Annotated in this window: 22 protein-coding genes; 11 read left to right on the forward strand and 11 right to left on the reverse strand. The window is 65.4% G+C overall.

Annotated features, from left to right (window positions below; translation table 11 throughout):
* Window positions 1-4: 4 nt before the first annotated feature.
* A complete protein-coding gene (gene senA / locus JANGC3_RS0102425) occupies window positions 5-1,201 on the forward strand; it encodes a selenoneine synthase SenA (RefSeq protein ID WP_232429640.1) in 1,197 nt (398 codons plus the stop codon).
* Window positions 1,202-1,247: 46 nt separating this feature from the next.
* On the forward strand, window positions 1,248-3,263 hold the full coding sequence (locus JANGC3_RS0102430) for a UvrD-helicase domain-containing protein (RefSeq protein WP_017874893.1): 2,016 nt from the start codon (window positions 1,248-1,250) through the stop codon (window positions 3,261-3,263).
* Window positions 3,264-3,359: 96 nt separating this feature from the next.
* Here the strand turns inward: JANGC3_RS0102430 and JANGC3_RS0102435 are convergent, their stop codons facing one another.
* From JANGC3_RS0102435 to JANGC3_RS0102455, 4 genes are all read right to left on the reverse strand, one after another.
* Window positions 3,360-4,055: a YkgJ family cysteine cluster protein gene (locus tag JANGC3_RS0102435; RefSeq protein WP_081611734.1), complete on the reverse strand. Its 696-nt coding sequence runs from the start codon at window positions 4,053-4,055 to the stop codon at window positions 3,360-3,362.
* A 209-nt stretch (window positions 4,056-4,264) separates the two neighbouring features.
* Window positions 4,265-5,671 carry a DEAD/DEAH box helicase gene (locus JANGC3_RS0102445; RefSeq protein WP_017874896.1) on the reverse strand — a complete coding sequence of 469 codons (1,407 nt, stop codon included), beginning with the start codon at window positions 5,669-5,671 and terminating at the stop codon, window positions 4,265-4,267.
* A 414-nt stretch (window positions 5,672-6,085) separates the two neighbouring features.
* Window positions 6,086-6,874 carry an enoyl-ACP reductase FabI gene (gene fabI, locus JANGC3_RS0102450; protein ID WP_017874897.1) on the reverse strand — a complete coding sequence of 263 codons (789 nt, stop codon included), beginning with the start codon at window positions 6,872-6,874 and terminating at the stop codon, window positions 6,086-6,088.
* A gap of 215 nt (window positions 6,875-7,089) precedes the next feature.
* The gene (locus JANGC3_RS0102455; protein ID WP_035787521.1) at window positions 7,090-8,520 is read right to left on the reverse strand and encodes a transglycosylase SLT domain-containing protein; all 1,431 of its coding nucleotides are present in this window, start codon (window positions 8,518-8,520) and stop codon (window positions 7,090-7,092) included.
* A 413-nt stretch (window positions 8,521-8,933) separates the two neighbouring features.
* On the opposite strand from JANGC3_RS0102455, the gene JANGC3_RS0102460 reads away from it, so the two are divergent.
* Both JANGC3_RS0102460 and JANGC3_RS0102465 read left to right on the forward strand, forming a co-directional pair.
* Window positions 8,934-9,512 (forward strand): DUF1415 family protein, encoded by a 579-nt coding sequence (locus JANGC3_RS0102460; protein ID WP_017874899.1) that lies wholly within the window; start codon window positions 8,934-8,936, stop codon window positions 9,510-9,512.
* Window positions 9,513-9,583: 71 nt separating this feature from the next.
* Window positions 9,584-9,778, forward strand: coding sequence for a DUF1289 domain-containing protein (locus tag JANGC3_RS0102465; protein WP_026132443.1), 195 nt, complete (start codon window positions 9,584-9,586; stop codon window positions 9,776-9,778).
* Window positions 9,779-9,837: 59 nt separating this feature from the next.
* Here JANGC3_RS0102465 and JANGC3_RS0102470 read toward each other — a convergent pair whose 3' ends face one another.
* Window positions 9,838-10,344, reverse strand: a complete 507-nt coding sequence (locus JANGC3_RS0102470) for a DUF1993 domain-containing protein (protein WP_017874901.1) — start codon at window positions 10,342-10,344, stop codon at window positions 9,838-9,840.
* Between the two features lie 239 nt (window positions 10,345-10,583).
* On the opposite strand from JANGC3_RS0102470, the gene JANGC3_RS0102475 reads away from it, so the two are divergent.
* Window positions 10,584-13,700 carry an EAL domain-containing protein gene (locus tag JANGC3_RS0102475; protein ID WP_017874902.1) on the forward strand — a complete coding sequence of 1,039 codons (3,117 nt, stop codon included), beginning with the start codon at window positions 10,584-10,586 and terminating at the stop codon, window positions 13,698-13,700.
* 83 nt (window positions 13,701-13,783) lie between these two features.
* Here the strand turns inward: JANGC3_RS0102475 and JANGC3_RS0102480 are convergent, their stop codons facing one another.
* From JANGC3_RS0102480 to JANGC3_RS0102500, 5 genes are all read right to left on the reverse strand, one after another.
* Entirely contained in the window at window positions 13,784-14,944 is a 1,161-nt protein-coding gene (locus JANGC3_RS0102480) for an acyl-CoA dehydrogenase family protein (RefSeq protein ID WP_017874903.1), read from the reverse strand.
* Between the two features lie 162 nt (window positions 14,945-15,106).
* Window positions 15,107-15,439 carry a flagellar basal body protein gene (locus tag JANGC3_RS0102485; RefSeq protein ID WP_026132444.1) on the reverse strand — a complete coding sequence of 111 codons (333 nt, stop codon included), beginning with the start codon at window positions 15,437-15,439 and terminating at the stop codon, window positions 15,107-15,109.
* A 217-nt stretch (window positions 15,440-15,656) separates the two neighbouring features.
* Window positions 15,657-16,778: a trans-sulfuration enzyme family protein gene (locus tag JANGC3_RS0102490; protein WP_017874905.1), complete on the reverse strand. Its 1,122-nt coding sequence runs from the start codon at window positions 16,776-16,778 to the stop codon at window positions 15,657-15,659.
* Window positions 16,772-17,320 (reverse strand): isochorismatase family protein, encoded by a 549-nt coding sequence (locus JANGC3_RS0102495; RefSeq protein ID WP_017874906.1) that lies wholly within the window; start codon window positions 17,318-17,320, stop codon window positions 16,772-16,774. The genes JANGC3_RS0102490 and JANGC3_RS0102495 overlap by 7 nt, the downstream gene beginning before the upstream one ends.
* 38 nt (window positions 17,321-17,358) lie before the next feature.
* On the reverse strand, window positions 17,359-17,994 hold the full coding sequence (locus JANGC3_RS0102500) for a GntR family transcriptional regulator (protein ID WP_017874907.1): 636 nt from the start codon (window positions 17,992-17,994) through the stop codon (window positions 17,359-17,361).
* Window positions 17,995-18,388: 394 nt separating this feature from the next.
* Here JANGC3_RS0102500 and JANGC3_RS0102505 point away from each other — a divergent pair, with 394 nt between their 5' ends.
* Both JANGC3_RS0102505 and JANGC3_RS0102510 read left to right on the forward strand, forming a co-directional pair.
* Window positions 18,389-19,546, forward strand: a complete 1,158-nt coding sequence (locus JANGC3_RS0102505; protein ID WP_017874908.1) for an alpha/beta hydrolase family protein — start codon at window positions 18,389-18,391, stop codon at window positions 19,544-19,546.
* Window positions 19,547-19,676: 130 nt separating this feature from the next.
* On the forward strand, window positions 19,677-21,383 hold the full coding sequence (locus tag JANGC3_RS0102510; protein WP_232429641.1) for an NYN domain-containing protein: 1,707 nt from the start codon (window positions 19,677-19,679) through the stop codon (window positions 21,381-21,383).
* Between the two features lie 205 nt (window positions 21,384-21,588).
* On the opposite strand, the gene JANGC3_RS0102515 is transcribed toward JANGC3_RS0102510, so the two are convergent.
* Window positions 21,589-22,581: a GlxA family transcriptional regulator gene (locus JANGC3_RS0102515; protein ID WP_017874910.1), complete on the reverse strand. Its 993-nt coding sequence runs from the start codon at window positions 22,579-22,581 to the stop codon at window positions 21,589-21,591.
* Window positions 22,582-22,716: 135 nt separating this feature from the next.
* Between JANGC3_RS0102515 and JANGC3_RS0102520 the strand changes: the two genes are divergently transcribed.
* From JANGC3_RS0102520 to JANGC3_RS0102535, 4 genes are all read left to right on the forward strand, one after another.
* Window positions 22,717-23,328, forward strand: coding sequence for a cysteine hydrolase family protein (locus tag JANGC3_RS0102520; protein WP_017874911.1), 612 nt, complete (start codon window positions 22,717-22,719; stop codon window positions 23,326-23,328).
* Between the two features lie 466 nt (window positions 23,329-23,794).
* Entirely contained in the window at window positions 23,795-24,472 is a 678-nt protein-coding gene (locus JANGC3_RS0102525) for a hypothetical protein (protein WP_017874912.1), read from the forward strand.
* A 51-nt stretch (window positions 24,473-24,523) separates the two neighbouring features.
* Window positions 24,524-25,111, forward strand: coding sequence for a C39 family peptidase (locus JANGC3_RS0102530; RefSeq protein WP_017874913.1), 588 nt, complete (start codon window positions 24,524-24,526; stop codon window positions 25,109-25,111).
* Window positions 25,112-25,279: 168 nt separating this feature from the next.
* A complete protein-coding gene (locus JANGC3_RS0102535; RefSeq protein ID WP_017874914.1) occupies window positions 25,280-25,576 on the forward strand; it encodes a cupin domain-containing protein in 297 nt (98 codons plus the stop codon).
* The last annotated feature ends 68 nt before the right edge of the window (window positions 25,577-25,644 follow it).

A 25,644-nucleotide genomic window follows, 5' to 3' on the forward strand; every position in this document is an offset into this window, starting at 1 on the left:
TCCTATGACTTCACATATTGCACCGTTTACCAACGCATCACCACTACAATTGGCGGCCGCCCTGGCCCAGGCGCGCCATTATACGCTGAGCCTTTTCGACTGTTTCGCCGCCGCCGGGCTGGACGTGGCGGCGCGCGTGCCGCCGCTGCGCACCATCAATCCGCCGCTGTGGGAGCTGGGCCACATCGCCTGGTTCGCCGAGTGGTTCATCCTGCGCGAGGCCGAATCGAGCCATCCGGCCGACGCCGTCTACAACTCGCTGCTAACGCGCGGCGACGACCTGTTCGACTCGAACACGGTGCCGCACCGCAGCCGCTGGTCGCTCGACATGCCCGCCGCCGGCGCGCTGAAAACCTACTGCCGCGAGGTGCTCGACCGGGTCCTCGACAAGCTCTCGCGCGAGGCCGAGGACGACGCCGCGCTGTACCCGTACCGCCTGGCCCTGGCGCACGAGGACATGCACGGCGAAGCCCTGCTGTACACCTTGCAGACACTGGGGTTGGAGGCGCCGCCGCCGCTGGCGCCGGCCCAGCCCGTGCTGGCGGCGCCGAGCGACATCGCCTTCCCGGGCGGCACGTTGGAGCTGGGCAGCGCGGGCGCCACCGGCTTCATGTTCGACAACGAAAAATTCAGCCACCCGTGCTACGTGCCGGCGTTCAAGGTGGCGGCGTCGCTGGTGTCGAACGCCCAGTACGCCGATTTCGTCGCCGACGGCGGCTACCAGAAGCGGCAATACTGGAGCACGGCCGGCAGCGCCTGGCTGATGCGGCAGGAGCGCTCGGCGCCGCGCTACTGGCAGCGCGAGGATTTGCAGTGGCGCACCGTCAACCACGGCCGCCTGAGCACGCTGGCGGCGGCCGAGCCGGTGCGCCACGTCAACCTGTACGAGGCGCAGGCCTACTGCGCCTGGGCCGAGCGGCGCCTGCCGACCGAGGCCGAATGGGAATACGCGGCGCTGTCCGGCCACGCCGGCTTCCGCTGGGGCCATTTGTGGGAATGGACCGCGACGCCGTTCGCGCCTTACCCCGGCTTTTCCGCCGACGCCTACCGCGAATATTCGGAGCCGTGGTTTATGACGCACCAGGTGCTGCGCGGGGCCTCGTTCGCCACGCCGCCGCGGCTGCGCTCGCCCAAGTTCCGCAACTTTTACCTGCCCGAGCGCGACGACATCTTCGCCGGATTGCGCACCTGCGCCTGGTAAATAGACCGTCGGCGGCCAGCCCCACCCCCCGATATCAAGGAAAATTTTGAGTATAGAAAACGCGGCGCAATTCATCCCCAAGCGGATCAAGCCGACCGCCGAGCAGCTGGCCATCCAGACCGCGCAACAACGCGTGGTGCTGATCGACGCCAACGCCGGCGCCGCCAAGACCACCACGCTGGCGCTGCGCCTGGCCGAGTCGCTGTACCGCGGCCGCCTGCCCGAGCGCACGCTGGCGCTGGTGTTCACCCAGGCGGCCAAGCTGGCGCTCAAGCAGCGCCTGGCCGAGATCGGCATCGCCGCGCCCATCGTCAAGCGCCTGACCATCGAAACCTTCGACGACATGGCGCGCGCCATCCTGCTCAAGCTGGAACCGCGGGCGCCGAAAAGCGTCGCCTCGTGGGAGGAGCTGCGGCCGTACGCGCTGGTGGCGCTGGACAACGTGTCGCACAATTACGCCCACCGCTATCCGCTGGAAATCAGCACGACCAACACCGCCGTGGCCCAGTTCCTCAAGCTGCAACTGCGCACCAAGGCCAGGCTCGACTTCCACGGTCCCGACTTCGAGTACAACTCGATCGAGGACAACATCGAGATGCTCGGCATGTCGCGCACCAACTACCTGTGGATACGCGAATACGAGCGCATGCGCGGCGCCGACAGCGGCGAGATCGAATTCCGCGCCCAGTTCGACGCCACCTACGACCTGGTGCGCCTGATGGCCGAGGACGCGCCGCTGCGCGAGCAACTGCCGCAGTTCCAGGTCATCGTCGCCGACGAATTGCACGACTTGAACGAAGCCTCGTTCCGCCTGCTGGCCATGCTGATCCGCCGCGGCAACGCCTATTTCTGCGGCGCCGGCGACAAGGACCAGGTCATCTACACCTGGTCGGGCGCCGACCAGCGCTTCCTGCGCGAGCGCTTCGGCGAAGCATTCCCGGCGCTGCGGCGCTACCCGCTGACGCGCACCTACCGCTACGGCCCCGAGCTGGCGCAAGCCGTCGGCGCCTTCAAGAACAAGCCGAGCGAGTCGGCGCTGGCGCGCGGCACCCAAATCGACCTGCTGACCTACGACGCCGCCGACCCCGCCGCCTGCGCGGCGCAACTGGTGGCGGCGCTGAAGCAGTGGCACGCCGCCGGCCACGGCTACGGCACGGTGGCGGTCCTGCTGCGCGACCGCGACCAGTCGATCCGCGTCGAGACGGCGCTGTTCCAGCAGCACATCCCGTACTGCTTCGTCGAGATGCAAAGCTACCTGTGCAGCCAGGAAGTGCTGATGATGCGCGGCATGGTGGCAATCGCCCGCAAGGATTTGCACGGCGTTAAAAGCGCGCAACGCCGCGCCGAGATCCTCGAAGCGCTGATCGTCTTCGCCGAGATCCCGTTTACCCGCGCCGAGCTGCAGCAGGCCAAGGACGACGTGTCGACCTACCCGGAGTTGCTGGAAGGTTTCCTGACCAACCAGCTGGGCAAGTCCGCCAACAAGGACAAGGCGGCGCTGACGCTGGCGGCGGTCGACTACCTGCGCGAGTTGGACCCGGCCACGCCGGCCGGCGGCGCGCTGCAACACGTGTTCGACGTCATGAAACTGGACCAGACCGCGCGCCGCATCTACGTCGACCCGGACGGGGCGCGGGTGGTGGCGAAATCGATCAGCGGTTTCATCGCCGTCTGCACCGAGGCCGGCACCGACCTGGCCTCGTTCTCGCAGTGGCTGGGCGCAATGGAGGACGGCCAAGCCGACGCCAAAAGCCAGCACCAGGTCGCCATCGCCTGCATCGACCACATCAAGGGGCTGGAATACGCGCACGTCATCGTGCCCTACCTGGCGATCGACGAGTTCCCGCGCAGCAAAGCCGAACCGCGGGAGGAGGAGAACCGTTTCTACGTGGCGGTGACGCGGGCAAAGGAGCGGCTGACGCTGCTGACGCCGGAGGACCCGGCCTACCGCAGCCGCTACGTCGAGGCGATGCGGATCGACCAGGCGATGGCCAGCGGCGGGCGCCTGCTGCGCAAAAGCCAGGTGCGCGCCGCCATCGCCGGCCAAAAACCACAAGTCTAGGTTAGCGCGAGCTTCGTCGGTCGGGTTAGCTGGAACGGCGTAACCCGACAACGTTGGCCCGGAGCGGCGCGTCCCGCTTCGGTCAACTTGGCCGAGCTACGACGCGCTAACGTCGAATTGCTCCAGCGCCGCCATCACCGCCTTGGCGATGTCGGCGTCGGCCGGCTTGGCGCCGGCCTGCTCGCCCAAGTCGAAAAACACCCGATGCACCTTGATCGCCAATATGGCCAGTTGCGCCGGGTTGCCGGGCAGCGAGCGCGGCGGGAAGGCGGCCTTGCGCTCGCGCAGGAAGGCGGCCGTGGCCAGCACCGCCGCGTGCTCCTTGCGGTCCACCTCGCCGGGGTAGGCGAAGCGCCAGTTGGCCACCCGCTCGGCGATCGACGCCTGCGCGGCGTCGGTCAACTCGATCCCCGTCGCGGCGTAAATCCGGCAGTCGTAATCGCGGCAGGTTTGCGGCCGGTGCGCGTAGATCGAGCATGTATTCTCGACCAGCATCGGACATTGACCCTTGTCGTTGTAACCCATCAGCACGTTGCCCTTGGGCAGGCCGGGCGCCGGGAACAACAGCGCCTTGGGGATGCGCTTGACGGCCTGGGTGTCGGCCGGCGTGAGGTGGATGAAATACGAGGAACGGCAGCAGGCGTTGCATTCGCCGCAAGGCACGTCGGAGCCGGCGGTTTTCTGGCGCTGCGCGTGGCGGGTCAGGCCCAGCCAAGAGGCGAATTCGCCGGCCGCCACCGGCGCGGGTTCAGCTTTGATGGCAATGGTGGTGCGGGTTGTACGTTTACTCATAATCGTTATTTTACTCCGCCGGCGAGGCGGCAAGGGCAACGCCGTCCAGCAGCGTGGCGCGGAATGCCGCCACCGGCGGGCGCCACGGCTCGGACCCCAGCCTTACGCCGGTGTTTATCAATCTTTCAGTATTGCGGCAGGCATAAAAAAACGGCCACCAGATCGCTCTGGTGGCCGTTTCTCATCAGCTCATGCTTGAAGCGAACCGATTAACGGTCGCCGTAGCTGCGGCGGGCGCCGTCGGTGCGGGCGCCGTCGGTAGCGCTGCGCGGGTTGGAACCCTTGTAGCCGCCGCCGCTAGGCGCGCCTGGCTTGCTGAACGTGCGCTGGCCGGTTGGCTTGGCGCCGCCGCGGTTGTCGCCCGGCTTCCAGCTGCCTGGACGCGCGGTCGAACGTGGTGCCGAGGCGGTCTTCTTAGGCTCGAAGCCTTCGATGACGTTGACCGGAATCAGTTGCTTGGTGAAGCGCTCGATACGCTTGACGTTCATGCCTTCAGCGTGGTTGACCAGGGAAATGGCCAGACCGTTGCGACCGGCGCGGCCGGTACGGCCGATGCGGTGGACGTAGTCTTCCGGGAACTTCGGCAGATCGTAGTTGAACACGTGGGTGATGGTTGGAACGTCGATACCGCGGGCGGCAACGTCGGTGGCAACCAGGACCTTGACCTGGCCGCGGCGCATGCCGTCCAGGGTGCGGTTACGCGCGCCCTGGTGCATGTCGCCGTGCAAGGCGGCGGCCGAGAAGCCGGCGATGTTCAGACGGTCGGCGATGGTGTCGGCGTCGCGCTTGGTGGCGGTGAAAACCACGGCCTGGTCCAGCGTTTCGTCGCGCAGCAGGTGGTCCAGCAGGCGATTCTTGTGCGACAGGTCGTCGACGAAGTGGACGCGCTGAACGATGTTTTCGTGCTTGCTCGACGAACCGGCGATCTGGATGATCATCGGGTTCTTGGTGATGCGGCGGGCCATGTTGCCGACCACGCCATCCAGCGTTGCCGAGAACAGCATGGTCTGGCGGCCTTCAGGCGTCGCTTCGACGATCTTTTCGATGTCGTCGATGAAGCCCATGTCCAGCATGCGGTCGGCTTCGTCGAGCACCAGGATTTCCAGTTGCGAGAAGTCGATCTTGCCCGAATCCATGTGGTCGATCAAACGGCCCGGGGTGGCAACCAGAATCTCAGGGTTCTTGGCCAGCAATTGCATCTGTTTCGGGTAAGGCATGCCGCCCAGGATCGACACAGCCTTGATGCGGCGGATGCCGGTGCTGTACTTGTCGGTATTGGTGGTCACTTGCAGGGCCAGTTCGCGGGTCGGGGTCAACACCAGCATTTTCGGCTGGGCTGCCTTGAAACGTGGACGGTCGCCGCGAGCGCGGGCAGCCTGCATTTCCTGGTTCGGGGTCTTGCCGGCGTTGGTTTGTTCGGCGCTGGCCAGTTTGTGCAGCGACGGCAGCATGAATGCCGCGGTCTTGCCCGAACCGGTTTGCGACGAGACCAACAGATCGCGGCCTTCGATCGCGGCAGGAATTGCCTGCATTTGCACTGCGGTCGGGGCGGTGTAGCCGGACTCGGTCAGCGCTGCGATGATGGACGGATGGAGGCCAAGGGATTCAAAAGTCATTCTTTTCTTTCGTAAAAATCAGCGTTCTTGCAAAAAGCAGAACGCAAAATAGCAACGCCAACCAAAACGAAATGACTCAAATAGAAAGAAATTTCGGCACAAAAGCTTTGCGCCGGGACGGTGTCAGGTGCGACACACAAGGCGGGAGGGCTTTATTCAGCGGCATCCGTTGGATGCGCTAAGGCTTGCGAAGCTGCTAAGGTTTTATTTCGGGATACTGCGGTGTCGCGATCGCTTTGTCTCTTGCGGAAACATATTGCAGCGCACAAACAGGACTATACAGGATTTCAGATAGCTTTGCACCGTCTAATTGCAGTTTCCGATATGAACGGCGCTGTTTTTCCGCGTACGTCGACAAAAACGCCACACATGGCGGTTCGGTGCGGGCAGGACGGCCTACCCGCACGGCGCCGCTTAGTAGTCTTCCGCGTTCAAGCCCATGACGTGCGAGAAGCCGCCGTCGACGTAGGTGATCTCGCCGGTAATGCCGGACGCCAGGTCGGACAGCATGAAGGCGGCGGTGTTGCCCACTTCGTCGATGGTGACGTTGCGGCGCAGCGGCGCGTGCGAGGCGGCAAAGCCCAGCAGCTTGCCGAAGTCCTTGATGCCGGACGCGGCCAGGGTCTTGATCGGGCCGGCCGAGATGCCGTTGGCGCGGATGCCTTTCTGGCCCAGCGATTCGGCCAGGTAGCGCACCGACGCTTCCAGCGACGCCTTGGCCAGGCCCATCGTGTTGTAGTAAGGAATCGCGCGCACGGCGCCGAGGTAGGTCAGCGTCAGTACCGACGAGCCCGAGCGCAGCATCGGCAGCGCCGCCTTGGCCATCGCCGGGAAGCTGTAGGCCGAGATGTCGTGGGCGATCTTGAAGCCTTCGCGCGACAAGCCGTCGAGGAAGTCGCCGGCGATGGCTTCGCGCGGCGCGAAGCCGATCGCGTGCACCAGGCCGTCGAGCTGGTCCCAGTGGGTCGCCAGGTCGGTGAAGACGGCGGTAATCTGTTCGTCGCTGCTGACGTCGCAATCGAAGATCAGTTCGCTGTTGAATTCCTTGGCGAAATCGGTGATGCGGTCTTTGAAGCGCTCGCCGACGTAGGTGAAGGCCAGTTCGGCGCCTTCGCGGTGGCAGGCCTTCGCGATGCCGTAGGCGATGGACCGGTTCGACAGCAAGCCGGTGATGAGGATTTTTTTGCCTTGCAAGAACGCCATAGTGACTCCGATTGCTACTGCCGCGCTGGCACGCTCACCCCTGGGTGGCGTTGACGGCAGTGGGGGTTGTTGTTTGATGTTTCGACGCCCGGTGCGGGCAGCTGACGCAAGACCGAGATTGTAGGGCGTGTGCGGCCCGACTGCAACTGTTCGTCGTCGCGGGGGGGGGGGGAGGGCGAGCGCCAATGCTTGGCGCTCGCGGCACCCCGGCGGACTTAGCGCTTGGCCTTCACCGGGTTGCGGCTCGCGCCGCCCCGCGCCACGCGCGGCTTGACCAGCGAAATCGGCGCGTCGGCCGCGTTCCGGCCGTTCTTCGACACTTTGCGGTTGCTCGAGCGTTGCGCGCGCTCCGGGCGGTCGGCAACGAAGCCCATGGTCGCGTTGTCGGCGATGTCGGACGTGATGTCGATATCCAGCGAGGCCGAGGTCTTCGGCACCAGAATGGTCGAGCCGGCCACGAGGCTGGTTTTCTGCGGGATGTTATTGGCTTGGCGCAGCACGTCGGGCGTGGTGCCGAAGCGCGAGGCCAGCGTGTCGATGCGTTCGCGCGCGGAGGTGATCTTGTGCGTGGTCCAGGTCGACAGCGCGCGGCCCCACTGCGCCAGGTTCGAGGTGAATTTGGCGGCGTTTTCCTGCGGCAGCAAGATCTTGGTTTTTTCGCCGCCGGTGATGACCGGGCGGTTGAATTGCGGGTTGAGCGCCTTGAACTCGTCCATCGACAACTCGGCCAGTTGGGCCGCGATGGTCATGTCGATGTCGCTGGTCTTGTCGATCGCGGTGAAGTAGGGCTGGTTGTCGACCAGGGCCAGCGACACGCCGTAGTGGCCGGGATTGGCGATGATGTTCTTGACCGCCTGCAGCTTCGGCACGTAGTTGCGCGTTTCGGCCGGCATCAGCTCGGCCAGGCTTTCGAAGTCGGTCGGCTTGCCCATCGCCTGGTTTTTCTTGATGGCGCGCTGCACCGAGCCTTCGCCCCAATTGTAGGCGGCCAGCGCCAGTTGCCAGTCGCCAAACATGTCGTACAGGCGCTGCAGATAGGTCAGCGCGGCGTCGGTCGAGGCCAGCACGCCGCGGCGGTCGTCCTTGAACATGTTTTGCTTCAAGTTGAAGTCGCGCCCGGTGGCCGGCACGAACTGCCACATGCCGGCCGCGCTGGCGCTGGAAAACGCCTGCGGGTTGAAGCCCGATTCGATGATCGGCAGCAGCGCCAGTTCGGTCGGCATGCCGCGCTTTTCCAGTTCCTGCACGACGTGGAAGATGTAGCGCGAGGCGCGCGCCGTGGTGCGGGCGATGTCGTCGGGGCGGGTGGTGTACCAGCTGACGTGTTTCGCTACCAGCGGGTTGGACAGGTCGGGAATCGCGTAGCCGGAGCGGATGCGGCCCCAGACGTCGGCGTCGCGGTAGCCGTCGCCGGCGTCGGCGTTGACTTTGAGTAGTTTGTCGGTTTTGAATTGGGAATTGTTGTTCAGCGTCGGCAGTTTTGCCGTGACCACGGCGGCCATGGGGATCAGGGCTGGGGCGGCGCTGTCGAAGGGCGCCGCCATGGTCGGCTCGGGGGCCGTCGATTCGAACGCGTGGCTGAGCGCAGGAGCAAGGGCTAGGACAAGCGCCGCCAGGGTCGATGGTTTAATCGTGTTTTCGTGCATAGCGTTCCATTGTTGCGGTCTAGGAAACATCGGACTTGACCATGAGTGAGTTTGGAGTGTACGTAGGACCGAACGCCTGAGTCAAGGAATATGTCGGCTTGATGACAGGAATTAACGATATTTCTTTTGATTAACAATTGCCGCTTAGTTAGGAAAAGTTGCCTGACGTAAGCAGAAGATGTGTCAATTTTGTGGCTATGTCTAGTGTGACAATGGCGCCATGTTTGCGGTCTCTCGGGTTTGCGGAGCGGCCGTTTACTGTGTTCTGTAGCATAGCCGGGCCCGGCTAAACGGCAAGCCCGGCGCCCATTAAGTATGAGACTGCGCAAAGAGTGCGTACAATTTGGCTTTTGCGCGCCGCCGTGTCGCTGCTTCCGGCCGCCGCGCCGTCCCCCCCCCATTCACAGGAAACAATGAACATGACCACCTCCGCCCAGCGCGACGCCGAGCACGACACTATTATCGCCGACACCGTGAACTGGCTGGAAAAGGCCGTCATCGGCCTGAACCTGTGCCCGTTCGCCAAGGCCGTGCACGTCAAAAAGCAGATCCGCTACGTCGTCAGCGGCGCCGACACGCCCGAGCAATTGCTGCAGGAACTGATGGACGAATTACAATTGCTCTCCGATAGCGACGCCGACAGCATCGACACGACCTTGTTGATCCACCCCTATGTGCTGACCGACTTCCTCGACTACAACGAATTCCTCGACGTCGCCGACGCGGCGGTGGAGGACCTGGACCTGGCCGGCGAGTTGCAGGTCGCCAGCTTCCATCCGCAATACCAGTTTGCCGAGACCGACGCCAACGACATCGGCAACTTCACCAACCGCTCGCCGTACCCGACGCTGCACCTGCTGCGCGAAGACAGCATCGAACGCGCGGTCGACGCCTTCCCGGAGGCGTCCGATATTTTCGAAAAGAATATCGAGACGCTGGAGCAACTCGGCCACGCGGGTTGGGACAAGCTTGATTTGCTGGCGTCGACCTAGGCATGGGCGCGATGGACAAGAGCCAAACCGGGGTCGGCGAGATCAGCCGGCGCGACAGCGGCGTGTGCGAGATCAGCGGCCCCGCGTTGCCGGCGCGGGCGGACACGCCCTGCGTGGCCGTCTGCTCGACCACGTTCGACGAGATTTGCCGCGGTTGCGGACGCAGCGTGGTCGAGGTCGCGCACTGGGTGTCGATGACGCCGGAGCAAAAGGAAGTCGTCTGGGTGCGCATCCTGGCGCAGGGCTACCCGCGCCGCAACACGTAAAAAAAGGCCCGCGAGGGGCCCTTGCCGTTGGCTTGAACGGCGCCGCCGGCGACTACATATTAATAGCTGCCGATGAAGTCCTTCTTGCCGACTTCGATGCCGTTGTGGCGCAGGATGTCGTAGGCGGTGGTGGCGTGGAAGAAGAAGTGCGGCAGCGCGTAGTGGAACAGGTAGCTCTGGCCGGTGAAGTGCTTGGTTTTTTCGCCGCTGCCGGTGGTGATCGAGCGCTCTTCGCTGCCGTCGATGTCCGCCTGCGCCAGCGCGTCGAGGAAGGCGATGGTCTTGGCGATGCGCGCCTTCAGTTCGGCGAAGCTTTGTTCGCTGTCCTCGTAGGCCGGCACGGCGGCGCCGGCCAGGCGCGCGCCGCAGCCCTTGGCGAAGTCGGTGGCGATCTGGACCTGGCGCACGAACGGCAGCATGTCCGGGTACAGGCGGAAGCTCAGCAGCGCGCTCGGGTCGATTTTTTTCTCGGCGGCGTGGTTGTCGGCCTTGTCGAGGATGGCCGACAGGCTGGCGAGGATCTGTTTGAAGACGGGAATCGATGCGGAGTAAATGGAGAGGGTCATGGCGCTTCCTTTGATTAAGTGCCGCGATGATAGCAAGGCTGGCGGTTTTCTGCTCGCGGCGCCACGCCGCGGCCGCGCGCGTGCGCTTGTTGGTGACTTTTGGTGCTTATTGCGTGCATAATTCTCCTTTGGAAATCTTAGCCGCGCATTGGCCGCGTCGCCCGCCCGCCGTTCCGAATTCTTATTGATAAGTTTGATGACACCTACCACCGACCCGGCCGCCAGTGCGCTGCACTTGCATGGCTAGAACACTGTATCACCGCCTCCGTTCCCGGCTCAGCGCCCTGTACGGCCTGTCGATCTACGGCGCGCTGCTGCTCGTCGTGTTCGGCGGCCTGGTCGTGCCGGCAATGGTCGGCAGCTACCTGCTGGTCGGCGTGCACGAGCGCCAGTCCGCCAAGACCAGCCTGAACGAGGCCTTGCAGCGCAACGCCGACATCCTCGCGCTGGGCATGCAGGAATCCTTGTGGAACATGAACGCCGAGTCGGCCCGTTCGCTGGTCGAGTCGCTCATGCGCGACCGTTCCGTGCTACAGGTGCAGGTGGTGGGCCAGTCCGACACCCAGTTCATGACGGTGCAGGCGCCGCCGCGCACCATCGGCACCGTCTACCGCGCCGAGCGCGAAATCCTGGTGCGCGGCGAGCGCATCGGCCGCATCGTCGTCGAGATGGACGACGCCCGCAGCCAGCAGGAGCTGCGCGAAAAGCAGATTTCCTACGTCTTCGTGCTGGCCGCCCAGTTGGGCGTGTCGATGGCGCTGATCGCGCTGTTCTTGAACCGCCGCCTGCTGACGCCGCTGCGCAAGCTGATGCGCTTTTCCGACCGCCTCTCGCACGGCGACTTCGAGACCCGCCTCGACCTGGGCAGCAACGACGAGCTGGGCCGCCTGGCCGGCCAGCTCGAGCAGATGCGCGTGGCGATCCGCCAGCTGTTCGAGGACGTCGGCCAGCGCGAGGAGCGCTTCCGCACCATCGTCACGCAGGTGCCCGGCGCGGTGTTCCGCTACCGCCCGGACGGCCCGATCGACTTCGTCAGCGACGCCATCGAGGACATCTCCGGCTATTCGGCGCGGCTGTTCATGCGCAGCACCACGCACGCCTGGGCCGACCTGATCTGCCCGGAGGAGCGCAAGGCGCACCGCCGCGCGGTATCCCAGACGGTCGTCGAGAACACCCCGTACGAACTGGAATACCGCATCATCGACGCCACCGGCACCGAGCGCTGGGTCGCCGAGAACGGCCAGCCGCAGCGCGACGAGGCCGGCGCGCCTTCCTGGGTCGACGGCATCATCTCCGACATCAGCCAGCGCAAGCACAACGAGATGCGCATCGAGGGCTTGCTGGCCGAGCAGAGCGCGATCCTCGACAACGTCATGTTCGGCGTCATGTTCGTGCGCCGGCGCAACATCGTCTCGGTCAACCGCCGCTGCGAGGAACTGTTCGGCTACCAGCCCGGCGCCATGACCGGCAACTCGACCTCGATCGTCTTCCCGACCGCGTTCGAATTCGACAGCAGCGGCGAGCGCCAGTACCCGAGCCTGAGCGCGGGCGACTACTTCAACGAGGAGCGCCAGTACGTGCGCCAGGACGGCAGCCTGTTCTGGGCCCTGGTCAGCGGCTGCGCGCTCGACCCGGGCCGCGCCTACGACGGCAGCATCTGGGTCTACGCCGACATCACCGCGCGCAAGGAGGCCGAGGAGAAGCTGCGCCTGTCGGCGACGGTGCTCGAGCACATCGCCGACGGCGTCATGGTGATCGACGCCAAGGGCACCATCGTCGCCGTCAACCCGGCCTTCACGCAGATCACCGGCTACGGCGAGGACGAGGCGCTCGGCCGCGACGCCACGCTGGCGCGCTCGGGCCGGCACGACGCCGACTTCTTCAAGAACCTGTGGATCGAGCTGGTGGCGAGCGGCTTCTGGCGCGGCGAGATCTGGAACCGGCGCAAGAACGGCGAACTGTACCTGGAGTGGCTGACGTTCAGCGCGGTGCGCGACACGGCCGGCGTCACCACCCACTACGTCGGCGTGTTCAGCGATATCACGCTGGTCAAGGAGTCGCAGGAAAAGCTCGACCACATGGCCCACCACGACCCGCTGACGGCGCTGCCGAACCGGCTGCTGTTCCACGACCGCCTGCACCACGCGCTGCAGCGCGCCGGGCGCGAGCACGAGCAGCTGGCGATCCTGTTCATCGACCTGGACCGCTTCAAGAACGTCAACGACACGCTCGGCCACCACATCGGCGACGAGCTGCTGAAACAGGTCGCCAGCCAGCTGTCGGCCAAGCTGCGCGAGGGCGACACGCTGGCGCGCCTGGGCGGCGACGAGTTCATCGTGCTACTTGAAAACGTCGACGGCCAGTACGGCGCCAGCCTGGTGGCCGACAAGCTGGTGGCGATGTTCGAGCAGCCGTTCACGGTGGCCGACCACGAGCTGTTCGTCACCTGCAGCGTCGGCATCAGCGTGTACCCGGACGACGCGGTCGACTTGAACATGCTCATCCGCAACGCCGACGTGGCGATGTACCAGGCCAAGGCGCGCGGGCGCAACGGCTACCGCTTCTACGCGCCGTCGATGACGGGCGAGGGCGTCGAACGGCTGCGCCTGGAGACCTTCCTGCGCCGCTCGATCGAGAAAAACGAGATCTTCCTGAACTACCAGCCGCAGGTCGAAATCGACACCGGCCGCCTGATCGGGGTCGAGGCGCTGGTGCGCTGGAACCACCCGGAACTGGGGCTGGTGCCGCCGGTGCGCTTCATCCCGCTGGCCGAGGACAGCGGCTTCATCAACCAACTCGGCAAGTGGGTGCTGTTCGAGGCTTGCCGGCAGATGGTGCGCTGGCAGGACGCCGGCCTATGCGTGCCGAAGATCGCCGTCAACCTGTCGGTCAAGCAATTCGAGCGCGGCAGCATCGTCAACATGGTCGCCGAGATCCTCAAGGAGACCGGGCTGGGGCCGGAGCGCTTGCAACTGGAAGTGACCGAGTCGGTCATCATGAACACCGGCGACGCGCTAGTGTTCATCAACGACCTGCATTCGATCGGCGTCGGGCTGGCGATCGACGACTTCGGCACCGGCTACTCGTCGCTGGCCTACCTGAAGAAGTTGCCGGTGCAGACGCTGAAGATCGACCGCTCCTTCATCACCGACATCTCGACCGACGCCAACGACGAGGCCATCGCCATCGCCATCATCCAGCTCGGCAAGAGCCTGAACCTGTCCGTCATCGCCGAGGGCGTCGAGACCGAAGAGCAGGCCGCCTTCCTGCTGCGGCACGGCTGCAAGCAGGCGCAAGGCTACCTGTACAGCCGCCCGGTGGCGGCGCCCGACCTGCTGGAACGCTGGCGCCCGTGAACGGCCAGCCGACAAGCGCCGCCGCGGACCGTGTCGGATTACGCCGCGCCAATCCGACCTACGCTTTACGCCGCTGGTGTTAACTATTTCAACCCCTGCGCCGCCTTGATCATATTGCGGGCGATGACGATCTGCTGGATTTGCGAGGTGCCCTCGTAAATGCGGAACAGGCGCACGTCGCGGTAGAAGCGCTCGGCCGCGTAGTCCGACACGTAGCCGGCGCCGCCGTGGATCTGCACCGAGCGGTCGGCCACGCGGCCGCACATCTCCGAGGCGAACAGCTTGCAGCACGAGGCCTCGGTCGAGACGTCCTCCTGGTTGTCGCGCCGGCGCGCGGCGTCGAGCACCATGCAGCGGGCCGCGTAGATCTCGGTCTTGCTGTCGGCCAGCATCGCCTGGACCAGCTGGAACTCGACGATCGGCTGGCCGAACTGCTGGCGCTCCATGGCGTAGCGCAGCGCGTCGGCCAGCATGCGCTCGGCGGCGCCGACGCACACCGCGGCGATGTGCAAGCGGCCCTTGTCGAGCACCTTCATCGCCGTCTTGAAGCCGACGCCTTCCTTGCCGCCGATCAGATTGGCGGCCGGCACGCGGCAGTTTTCGAAGATCACGTCGCAGGTGTGGGCGCCTTGCTGGCCCATCTTCTTGTCCGGCTTGCCCAGGCTTAGGCCGGGCGTGTCGCGCTCGACGATGAAGGCGGAAATGGCGCCGGCGCCGCGCTTGTCCGGGTCGGTGCGCGCCATCACGGTGAAAATGCCGGCCTCGGGCGCGTTGGTGATGAAGCGCTTGCTGCCGTTGATGACGTAGAACTCGCCGTCGCGCACGGCGCTGGTGCGCAGCGAGGCCGCGTCCGAGCCGGCGCCGGGCTCGGTCAGCGCGAACGAGCCGATGATCTCGCCGGCGGCCAGCCTGGGCAGGTAGTACTGCTTCTGCGCCTCGGTGCCGTCGATCAGGATGCCTTGCGAGCCGATGCCGTTGTTGGTGCCGATCAGCGAGCGGAACGCCGGCGCCGCGCGGGCGATCTCGAAGGCCGCCAGCACCTCCTCCTCCATCGTCAGCTCCAGGCCGCCGTACTGCTCGGGGATGGTCAGGCCGAACAGGCCGAGTTCGCGCATCTGCGCCGCGATCGCCGGCGGAATCGCGTCGCTCTCGGCGACCGTGTGCTCGCTCGGCACCAGCACCTCGCGCACAAAGCGGGCGATGCTGTCGAGCAGAAGGGTGAGGGTTTGCTGGTCTCTGATCATGGGTAGGGAAGTAGTGGGCGTGAAAACGCCGCCAATTAGCGGGCCGGCAACGCTGAAAAATCAAGCCACGGCAAAGAGCCGGGCTCGGACCCGAAGGTCTGCCCCGGGGCGACGCCGCTGGTTTGGATTCGCGGCGCCCGAACAAGCGCCGCGGCGCGCGCCTTACGCGCGAATATCGATCAAGCTGCCGAGGGCCTCGTCGGCCGCCTTGACCACGTTGGCCGACAAGTTGAACCCGGCCTTGTACACCAGCGAGCTGGTGATTTCCTTGGCCAGGTCGACGCCGTTGGCCGCGCCGGCGCCGGCCGTCGACAAATTGCGGCCCTCGACAGACAGGGTGACGCCGCTGCCGGCCGGGCTGTTTTCCTGGAACGCCGCGCCTTGCGGCTGGAAACCCGGCGTGCTGACGTTGGCGACGTTGTTAGCCGACATATCCAGCGCGCGCTGGTTGGCGACGATGCCGGACAAGCCGGCGCTGAGAGCGGAAATAGACATATAGTTTCCCTTCTGTAATATCTGAAGTGTACTCCTTTGTTTGCGGGCGTGCCGAAACGCGCGCGCTCGCTTGTTTGAAAGCAAAGGCTACAGCGGGCCATATGCCACGAAGCACATCGTTCAAGTACGCACACAGGTTTTAACTCATTCTGCGCGGGTGCGGCCGGTTCGCGGCGCTTTCATCCCGCGCGACCCCGTATATCCCCGTATATATATGTCACGGTTGCAGCGCGCGCTCCAGGTCGGCCAGCAGGTCGTCGGCGTCCTCGACGCCGACGTGCAGCCGCAGCAGCCAGCCGCCATCCGTGCCCGCGCCCGCCGGCGCGACGGCGACCAGGCTGTGCACGCCACCCCAGCTGTTACCGAGTCGAAATAGCGCGAGCCGCCCGACGAAGCGCTCGACCGCCGCCATGTCGCCGTCCTTCAGCGTGAACGACAGCAAGCCGTTGCCCAGCTTGTAGTCGCGCCGCCACAGCGCGTGGCCGGGGTCGCTGTCGAGCGGCGGATAGTTGACCTGCGCCACCGCGTCGTGGCCATCCAGCCAGCGGGCGATCCGTAGCGCCGAGGCGAAATGGCGCTCCAGCCTTAGCGCCAGCGTCGGCAGGCCGCGCAGCGCCAGGAAGCATTCGTCGGGCGCTACGTAATAGCCGAGCAGCTCGCAAGTGTCACGCAGCAGCGCGGCTTGGCCCCGGTCGCGGGTGGTGACGGCGCCCATCAGCAGGTCCGAGTGGCCGCCGACATATTTGGTCAGCGCCTGCACCGAGAAGTCGACGCCGACGTCGAGCGGGCGCAGCCCCAGCGGCGTGGCCCAGGTGTTGTCCATCGCCACCAGCACGCCGCGCGCCCTGGCCGCGCGGGCCAGCGCCGGCACGTCCTGCATCAGCATGGAATTCGAGCCGGGGCTTTCGATCCACACCAGGCGCGTGTTCGGGCGCAACTGCGCTTCGAAGTCGTTTCCATATAGCGCGTACTCGACGCCCCATTTGCCGAACAGCGTGCGGGTCGCCTCCAGGTTGCCGCCGTAGACGGCCTCGGGCAGCAGCACCTGGTCGCCCGTCTTCAGCACGCTGCTGTTGACCAGCACGATGGCGGCCAGGCCGGTCGGCACCAGCACCGTCTCGCCGCCGCCCTCCAGCTCGGCCAGCTTGGCGGCCAGCGCGTGCTGCGTCGGCGTGCCGTCCTGGCCGTAGGCGTAGTGCTGGCGCGCGTCGCGGTTCAGGAACGCCGCCACGCTCGGGTAGAGGATGGTCGAGGCGTGGAACACGCCTTGCGACAGGGCCGCGTAGCCGGCGGGCGCGGCCGGCGCCGGTTGCGCCAGTTGGGTGGCCGGCTTCAGCACGGCGCGTCCGCGCGGAAATCGACCGCCGCGCTGTCGCGCAGCGCCAGCGACACGCCCGGGCTGGAAAAGTCGCTCCAGACCCAGTTGTGGTGCTCGATGATTTGCGCCGCCTTCATGTGCGGGCGGTTGCGCGTGGTGTGGGCGTCGGCCACCACCACCGTCGCCAGGCCCAGGCTGGCGAGGCGGCGCACGTTGGTGTCGATGCAGAACTCGGTGGCGAAGCCGCACACGTAGACCTGCTCGATGCCCTGTTGGCGCAGGTGGCGCTCCAGCGCGCCGTTGATGAAGGCGTCGCAGGCGTTCTTGGGGCTGACGTGTTCGCCCGGCCGCGGCGCGATCGCGGCCGGGAATTCCCAGCCCGGGCTGCCGGCTTGCCACTCGCAGCCGTCGACCTGGTGCTGCACGTAGATGACCGGCACGGCGTTGGCGCGGGCCCGTTCGATCAAGCCGGCGATGCGTCCGAGCACAAGCTCGCATTGGTAGGCCGGCGGCGCCGCGAAGACGGCGTTCTGGTAGTCGATGACAACGAGGGCGGATTGCATGGCGGGTGCTCCTGGCGCGAGGGTGGGGTGGGGGCTGGCTACCACAGCCAGTTTTTCTTCATGATGGCGGCGGCGCTGGCGCCGTCGCCTAGTTGCAAAGCATCGATGATGGCGGCGTGCTCGCGCACCGACTGGCGCGCCACCGGCTGGTTGCCGAAGTGGGCCAGCTCGATGCGCTCGATGCGCGGCAACAGCGTCGCCAGCAGCCGCGCCAATTCCTGGTTGCCGCTGCGCCGCACCAGCAGCGCGTGGAAGGCGCGGTCCAGCAGCGCCGACTGCGCCACGTCGGCGCCATCGATGGCCAGCGTCAGCGCGGCGTTGAGCGCGGCCAGTTGGGCCAGGTCGGCGGCCGTCAGGTGGGGCAGGGCCAACTCGACCGCGCTCGCCTCCAACGCCGCCACCACCGGGTAGAGTTGGGCCGCTTCGGCCATCGCGGCCGGCGCCACCTTGGTCCACTTGTGGAAGCGGGTGACGACCAGGCCCTCGTCTTCAAGGCGGCGCAGGGCTTCCCGCACCGGCGTGCGCGACACGCCGAGGCGCTCGGCGATGTCCTGGTCGCGAATCAATTCGTCGGGCGCCAGTTGCAGCGCGACGATCCATTGCTTGATGGTGCGGTAGACGTCCTCGCGCGCCAGGGTGCGGTGGACGGCGAGGGCGGTGGCGGGGATCGGCATGGGCGGCTCGGTTGGCTAGTATGTAATATATTACTGATTTGTGATTGGTTTAGCAAGCATTCCCGCCCCATCCTTGAATGCCGCTAAGTGAAGCATTTGCGTCGGTCGGGTTAGCCCGCAAGGGCGTACGCCGACTGGCGTCGGCGGCTCGGCGTCGGATTACGCGTGCCGCTCATCCGACCTACGGAAACTTATCTTGGCGGGCCGCCGTTGACTACCCGACAAGCCGGCCTGTGGCGGAAACGGCCCCATGTGCAAAAGAATGCTCTTAGCTATTATTTTGATATTGCCTTTGGGAACGCACCTGCATAAAATCAAGTGATTGTCTCAGCAGCCCTGACCGGAGCGCATCATCTTTAGTCGTCGACCAAAACGCCGTCATCTGGCCCTGGCAGTGGTGCTGTGCAGCCTGCTGACGCCGTCGTCCGCCATCGACCCGGTGGTCATCCTCGACGGCCGCCTCAACGAAACCATCATCATGGTGCCGGCCGGCCCCGACGGCGAGCAGCGGCTCGAAACGACGGTGTTCCGGCCCAGCGGCACCGGGCCGTTCCCGCTGCTGGTCATCAACCACGGCAAGCAGCCCGGCAACCCGCAGATGCAAAAGCGCGACCGCTTCCTCTACATGGCCACCGCGTTCGTGCGGCGCGGCTACGCGGTGATGGTGCCGATGCGCACCGGCTTCGCCCGTTCCAGCGGCAGTTACGCCGACTACGGCTGCAACATGACCGCCAACGGCTACGCCCAGGCCGAGGACGTCCTCGACGCGATCCGCTACGCCCGCGGCCAAAGCTGGGTCGACGCCGACCGTATCGTCGTTGCCGGCCAGTCCTACGGCGGCCTGGCCAGCATGGCGCTGGCGGCGCAGCAGGTGCCGGGGGTGCGCGGCGTGATCAATATCGCCGGCGGCCTGCGCGTCGACGGCGGCCAGTGCGACTGGCAGTCGGCGCTGGTGAAGGCCTTCGCCAACTTCGGCGCGCGCAACCAGATCGCCTCGCTGTGGATGTACGGCGCCAACGACTCCTACTTCGGGCCGCACCTGGTCGGACGCATGTACCGCTCCTTCGTCCACTCGGGCGGCACGGCGACGCTGCGCGTCTTCCCGGCCTTCAAGCGCGACGCCCACGTGATGCTGGCCAGCCGCGACGGCGAAAAAGTCTGGTTGCCCGACGTCGAGCGCTTCCTGCGACAGATCGACATGCCGACCGCCGAGGTGTACGCGGTGGCCGAGCCGCCGACGCCGGCGCGCACCGACTTTGCGTCGCTCGACGACGTCGAGGCCGTGCCCTACCTGCCCGACAGCGGGCGCGAGGCCTACCGTGAATTCCTCGGCCGGTTGACGCCGCGCGCGTTCGCGCTGTCGGCCAGCGGCGCCTGGGGCTGGGCCGAGGAGGGCGAGTCGCCCGACGAGCGCGCCGTCGCCGCCTGCCAGATCAAGAGCAGCAAGCCGTGCCGGCTGTATACCGTCGACGACTACGTGGTGTGGCCGGCCACCGCCGCCACCGCCGCCGCCGGCACCACCACCACCGCCGCCGCCGGTTCGACGGAATAGGAGCGGCGGCGGAATCGCGGTATCATCGCAAGCGCTAAGGCGCGATGTTGTTGGGTATAATCATCGTTGCTGGCCAACCCATCTTTAGAGAATAACAAATCATATGGCTTCATCCCCTGAAAACCTCAGCATGGCAGTGTTCTGCGACTTCGAAAACGTCGCGCTCGGCGTGCGCGACGCGAACTACGAGAAGTTCGACATCAAGCCTATCCTGGAACGACTCCTGCTCAAGGGCAGCATCGTCGTCAAGAAGGCCTACTGCGATTGGGATCGCTACAAGAGTTTCAAGGCCACCATGCACGAGGCTAATTTCGAGCTGATCGAAATCCCGCATGTGCGCCAGTCCGGCAAGAACTCGGCCGACATCCGTCTGGTCGTCGACGCCCTCGACCTGTGCTACACCAAATCCCACGTCAACACCTTCGTCATCATCAGCGGCGACTCCGACTTCTCGCCACTGGTGTCGAAGCTGCGCGAGAACGCCAAGCAGGTCATCGGCGTCGGCGTTAAGCAGTCGACGTCCGACCTGCTGGTGGCCAATTGCGACGAATTCATCTTCTACGACGATTTGGTGCGCGAAAGCCGCCGCACCGCCGCCAAGCGCGAAGCACCGGCCGCCGCCGTCAAACGCACGCCGGACGAGGAAAAACACCGCAAGGAAAAATACGAGTCGCGCAAGACCCAGGCCATCGAGATGGCGGTCGAAACCTTCGACGCGCTGGTGTCCGAACGCGGCGACAGCGGCAAGATCTGGGCCTCGATGCTGAAGGAGGCGATCAAGCGCCGCAAACCGGATTTCAGCGAGTCCTACTACGGCTTCCGCACCTTCGGCAATCTGCTGGAGGAGGCGCAGGCGCGCGGTTTGCTCGAATTCGGCCGCGACGAGAAGTCCGGCGCGTATGTCTACCGCAGCAGCAACGCCCCGGGGGTGATCGACGCGATGGCCGAGCAGTCGGCCGAGGCGCCGCTGGCGCTGGAGAGCGCGGACGTGGCCGAAGCGCACGAGCCGGGCAATAGCATCGCTCAGGCCAACACCGGCGCGCAGGGCAACGCCGGCGGCCAGGGCAAGCGCGAATCGCGCCGCAACGGCCGCGGCGGGCGCAAGTCGGCCGACGGCGGGCGCAACGAACGTGGCGCCGGCAACGGCCAGCGCGGGCGCGGCGCACCGGTGCCGGCCGGCGGGCTGGAACAGCCGGCCGAGTCGATGTTGGCCTTCGACCGCGAGCAGGAACAGCTTGAGCAGGAGCCGGAACGCGAACTGCACGCGGGCGATGCGCAGCCGGCAGCGGCCCAGCGCGAGCCGCGCCGCAACGGTCGCGGCGGACGCAACGAAAAGTCGTCGAACGGCGGCCGCGGCAAGTCCGCGCCGACCTTCGAGCCGGTGTTCGATATCGAACACGTCGTCGAGGCGGTTGACGCGATCGAAGACGAAGTCGACGTCGCCGTCGAGGCGGCCGTCGAGGTGGCCGCTGCGCAGCGCGAACCGCGGCGCAACGAGCGTGGCGGGCGCAAGCAGAAATCGGGCGCCAACGGCAATCGCAACCGCGCCGAAGCGCCGCTAGTGGAGGCTGCGCCGGAAGCGCCGGTGGCCGTGCCGGAGGTGTTGGAAGTGGTCGCGCCGGAGCCAGTTGCCGAGCCCGCCGTCGCGGAAGAAAAGCCGGCCGCCAAGGCGCGCGCGCCACGCAAGACGGCGACCCGCAAGCCCAAGTCGGACGTGGTGCCGGAAGTGCCGGTATCGCAGGCGGCCGCGGACGAAACGCCGGCCAAGTCTGCCGACAAGCCGGCGGCGCGCGCGCGTCGCTCGCGCAAAGCCGACGCTACGCCCGACGGCGTGTAAGCAAACCCTCGGGGTCTCACCCCCGTGCCGCTTAGTTAAGGAATGTCGTAGGTCGGGTTAGCCGGAACGGCGTAACCCGGCTGGCGTCGGCGGCGGCTCGGCGTTGGATGTCGCGTTCGCCCCGGCGGCCCTGCGCATCCGACCGACGCAACCGTCATTAGCGGCCTGTCATAGACGAAAAAAACCAGCGTTCGCGCTGGTTTTTTTACGTCCCCACCGCGGCGCCGTCGCGCCGGAACTGCTTGCGGTAGGCCGCCGGCGAGACCGAAAACGCCGCCGCGAAGTGCTGCCGCAGCGACACGGTCGAGCCGAAGCCGATCATTTCGGCGATCCGGTCGATCGCCTTGTCGCTCGTTTCCAGCAAGCGCTGGGCCGACGCCAGCCGGTGGTTGAGCAGCCACTGCGTGACCGTGGTGCCGGTGCTGAGCTTGAAGCGCCGGGTGAAGTTGCGCCGGCTCATCGCCGCCTTCGCCGCCAGCACGTCCAGCCCCAGCGGCTGGTCGAGGTGGGCGACGGCCCATTCCAGGGTCGCGGTCAACTGGTCGCCGCGCGCCGGCTCCGGCAGCGGCTGCTCGATGTATTGCGCCTGGCCGCCGCTGCGGTGCGGCGCCACCACCATGCGCCGGGCGATCCGGTTCGCCACCTCGGCGCCATGGTCGCGCCGCAGCAGGTGCAGGCAGCAGTCGATCGCCGCCGCCGTGCCGGCCGAGGTAATAATATCGCCGTCGTCGACGTATAGCACCTTGCGGTCCAGCTTGACGCGCGGGTACTTGCGGGCGAAGTCGTCGCTCCAGACCCAGTGCGTCGACGCCGCGCGGCCGTCCAGCAGGCCGGCCTCGGCCAGCACGAACGCGCCCAGACACAGGCCGACGATGCGCGCGCCGCGCGCGTGCGCCGCCGCCAGCGCGTCCAGCAAGGCTTGCGGCGGGCGCTCGTCCGGGTCGTTCCAGGCCGGCACGATCACGGTGTCGGCCAGCGCCAGCGCCGTCAGGTCGTGCTCGATCTCGATACTGAAGCCGGACATGGTGCGCACGGCGCCGGCCGCCGTCCCGCAGATCAGCAGCTGGTAGCGCGGCACGCCAAGGCGCGCCAAATCGTCGCCGAACACCATGCACGGCACCGACAAATGGAAGGGGCTGATGCCGGCGAAGGCGATCAGGGCGATGGTGTGTTCTTTGGCTGTGGAGGTCGGCAACATGGCCCGATCCTATCACAATTTGTCTATTGGGCCGCTGTTGCCGGCCGCGACGAAGGGCCACAATGGTTGCCATGCCAAACGCATTCGATGGGCGAGCCCGCCCACCATGCCGCCCAGGCCAGCAGGAGAATCACTATGTCGCATCCAACCATCCGCAGCATCGCCGGCGCCACCGCCCCAAGCAGCATCGACGCCGCGCACACGGCCTTGCTGGTGATTGACTTCCAGAACGAATACTTCAGCGGCAAGTTGCCGATTCCCGATGGCGCGGCGGCCATGGCCAACGCCCGCCGCCTGGTCGCGTTCGCCGACGAGCACAAAATGCCGGTGTTCCACATCCAGCACGTGTCGCCGGCCGGCGCGCCGGTGTTCGCCGAAGACAGCGACACGGTCCATTTCCACGCCGAACTGCAACCGGCGCCGCACCACACGGTGTTGCGCAAGAGTTCGATTAGCTCGTTTCCGACCACCGACCTCGACGCGCGTTTGAAGGCGGCCAAGGTGACCACCCTGATCGTCAGCGGCTTGATGACGCACGCCTGCGTGGCCGGCGCCGCGCGCGACGCGGTGCCGCTCGGTTACGCGGTGATCGTCGCCGCCGACGCCTGCGCGAGCCGCGACATCGATGGCACCGACGGCAAACTTGTGCCGCACGACATGTTGCACCGCGCCGCGCTGGTGAGCGTCGCCGACACCTTCGGCGCGGTGCTGAACACCGGCAGCATTCTCGAACTGTCCCAGGCGTAAAGCGCGCGGCACCAGCAAGTCGGTTTCCGCGTCCACGCATAAAATTTGCCGGACGCGGCATGAAAAATATTATCGCTGTTATTTTTTATAATCGACGCGTGAATATATGGTCGGCTGTTTTTGAATTTGATGGGATTCCATTCTGTCAGTTACGCCTTGTTTCCCGGAAATAATTATATGTAAACCCCGGCGATGAGGGTGATGAAAACTTTAATTGGTGAGAGGCAATTGAAAGAATAATATTCATGGTTATGCTTGTTATGGTTGAGTAAAAGTTATGTACAATTCAATCGCGCTCGGCGGCTAATTGACCATTTTGGCCGGCCGGGCATGTGCGATGTATTTGAATTTCAACCGTATCGAGGAGAAATCAACAATGCATTCCGTTTTAATATCACGTCGCGGCCGCCGTTCAGCCATTCCCGCTTTATTACTTGGCGCCAGCCTCATTTTAGGGAGCGCATCCGTGTTCGCCCAACCGCCCGCCCGCGTCCTGGCAGGCGCGCCGGTGCAGATGGCGGACGCGGGCCAGGCCCAGGCCGCCGGCGCCGCCGCCCGCCGGGATCTGGCCCAGTTCGTCCAGCACAATTTGCAAACCCGCCAAGCCGGCCAGCCGGCCGAGTTCCCGCTCGACATTAACGACATCCAGGATTTGAAGGACGCCAAGATCGGCTACGGCTTCCAGGTCTACACCATTGATCCGAAGGACATTGTCGCCGGACGCGGCGGCTTGAGCAGCATGGCCAAGCCGACCGGGGTCTGGCGTTTCATCATCACCGTGCACGATAAGCCGATTGGCTTGGCCACCGTTGAACGCAGCGGCGCCGCGTGGGAAACCGTGGCCTACGGCGCCGCCGTGCTGTCCAAGGACGTCGAGGCGCTGATGGCCTTCCACGGCAACGCCGAGCGTTCCAACCTGCGCTTCATCCGTGTTTTCCAGGCCCAGTCGGATTTCCTCGAAGTAGTCTCCGGCAACGACGGCAAAGCCCGCTTCGCGCCACTGCAGTCGGCGCGCGAGTCCTTGCTGTTGCAGCAGCGCGCGCAGAAAAACGGCAAGCCCGCCGGCGATGGTTTGGCCGATCCGGCCGAGTACCTGGAACCCTTGCGCGCCGCGGTCAAATCCAATATGGAAGCCTTCCGCTGATAGCGTCGCCATATCCAGCCATTCTGTCGAACTTCATTCGAGGACAATAAGATGACAAAACTTCCGAGCCGCATCATCGTTGGCGCCGGCTTGCTGTTGGTATTCCAGCTGGCCCACGCCCAAATGCGCACGCTGAACGTTCCATTGGTCACCCAGGAGCATAGTCAATGGTGCTGGGCGGGTTCCAGCAAAGCGGTCTTAAATTTCTACAACAAGACGCCGAGCCAGTGCCAGATCGTCAATTGGGCATATGGTTTGAATTACGCGTGCGGCAATACCAATTTCAATTGGAGTAGTAACGCCAACCAGCCGAATAGTATGTACGGCAGCAACGGCAGCGTGCAAAACATCTTGAACGCCTGGAGCGTGCCGAACACCGCGTATAGCGTTGCCTCGTCATGGAACAGCGTGGTCTCCGACATCAACGCCAATCGGCCGTTCGTGATCCGTTATGGCTGGAGCGGCGGCGGCGGGCATATTATGGTGGGCCGCGGCTATGAAACGGCGAACGGCACCAACTATATCTATATCATGAATCCGTGGCCGGGAGAGGGGCAGACTTATCGCACCTACAATTCGGCGGTGTCGGCTTCCGACCACCAATGGACGCATACCCAGCGCATGAATATCAACGGCTAGGGCGGCCGCGCGCGTAGACAACATGTGATATTCTTGCCAAGCTTCGCCTCGCTGTGTTGCCACACGACGCAAAAAGCCAACGGCTAAAAAACCGCGGTCAGGCCCTGAGTCTGGGCGCGGCTTTTTCGCATCAGCCACCTCACCCTTATCCTGCTACGCGACATATATATGAGCCATACGCACCTGAACATAACAGCCGCCGGCTTGCCGCAAGCGTGGAAATCGACGGTGCTGTCGCGCGTCGGCGGCGCCAATTTGAAAGTGCTGCGCATGGATGGCACGGCCTATCCCGACGAGGCGCATGATTATCCCGAGGGATTGCTGGTGATCGACGGCCAGCTTAACCTGACCATCGACGACAAACTGGTCGTGGTGCGCGCCGGCGAGCTGTTCGTGGTGCCGGCCGGCGTCGCGCACGCGGTCGCACCGGGCAGCGCCGGCACGCTGATGATTGTTGACATTTGAGGGCCAGGCGACGTTGGCCGCCATTCCAGTTTAATTGTTTTTATGGTATTTTTTGCGCCGGCGCCGGT

It is taken from the genome of Janthinobacterium sp. CG3 (assembly GCF_000344615.1).
In the GTDB taxonomy this organism is placed as follows: domain Bacteria; phylum Pseudomonadota; class Gammaproteobacteria; order Burkholderiales; family Burkholderiaceae_D; genus Janthinobacterium.

Excerpts from the sequence above, each read along its gene's own strand:
- senA (WP_232429640.1), top strand. The coding sequence starts at position 5 with ATGACTTCACATATTGCACCGTTTACCAACGCATCACCACTACAATTG.
- JANGC3_RS0102435 (WP_081611734.1), bottom strand. The coding sequence starts at position 4,055 with ATGAGTAAACGTACAACCCGCACCACCATTGCCATCAAAGCTGAACCC.
- JANGC3_RS0102445 (WP_017874896.1), bottom strand. The coding sequence starts at position 5,671 with ATGACTTTTGAATCCCTTGGCCTCCATCCGTCCATCATCGCAGCGCTG.
- fabI (WP_017874897.1), bottom strand. The coding sequence starts at position 6,874 with ATGGCGTTCTTGCAAGGCAAAAAAATCCTCATCACCGGCTTGCTGTCG.
- JANGC3_RS0102455 (WP_035787521.1), bottom strand. The coding sequence starts at position 8,520 with ATGCACGAAAACACGATTAAACCATCGACCCTGGCGGCGCTTGTCCTA.
- JANGC3_RS0102460 (WP_017874899.1), top strand. The coding sequence starts at position 8,934 with ATGAACATGACCACCTCCGCCCAGCGCGACGCCGAGCACGACACTATT.
- JANGC3_RS0102470 (WP_017874901.1), bottom strand. The coding sequence starts at position 10,344 with ATGACCCTCTCCATTTACTCCGCATCGATTCCCGTCTTCAAACAGATC.
- JANGC3_RS0102475 (WP_017874902.1), top strand. The coding sequence starts at position 10,584 with ATGGCTAGAACACTGTATCACCGCCTCCGTTCCCGGCTCAGCGCCCTG.
- JANGC3_RS0102480 (WP_017874903.1), bottom strand. The coding sequence starts at position 14,944 with ATGATCAGAGACCAGCAAACCCTCACCCTTCTGCTCGACAGCATCGCC.
- JANGC3_RS0102485 (WP_026132444.1), bottom strand. The coding sequence starts at position 15,439 with ATGTCTATTTCCGCTCTCAGCGCCGGCTTGTCCGGCATCGTCGCCAAC.
- JANGC3_RS0102495 (WP_017874906.1), bottom strand. The coding sequence starts at position 17,320 with ATGCAATCCGCCCTCGTTGTCATCGACTACCAGAACGCCGTCTTCGCG.
- JANGC3_RS0102500 (WP_017874907.1), bottom strand. The coding sequence starts at position 17,994 with ATGCCGATCCCCGCCACCGCCCTCGCCGTCCACCGCACCCTGGCGCGC.
- JANGC3_RS0102510 (WP_232429641.1), top strand. The coding sequence starts at position 19,677 with ATGGCAGTGTTCTGCGACTTCGAAAACGTCGCGCTCGGCGTGCGCGAC.
- JANGC3_RS0102515 (WP_017874910.1), bottom strand. The coding sequence starts at position 22,581 with ATGTTGCCGACCTCCACAGCCAAAGAACACACCATCGCCCTGATCGCC.
- JANGC3_RS0102520 (WP_017874911.1), top strand. The coding sequence starts at position 22,717 with ATGTCGCATCCAACCATCCGCAGCATCGCCGGCGCCACCGCCCCAAGC.
- JANGC3_RS0102530 (WP_017874913.1), top strand. The coding sequence starts at position 24,524 with ATGACAAAACTTCCGAGCCGCATCATCGTTGGCGCCGGCTTGCTGTTG.
- JANGC3_RS0102535 (WP_017874914.1), top strand. The coding sequence starts at position 25,280 with ATGAGCCATACGCACCTGAACATAACAGCCGCCGGCTTGCCGCAAGCG.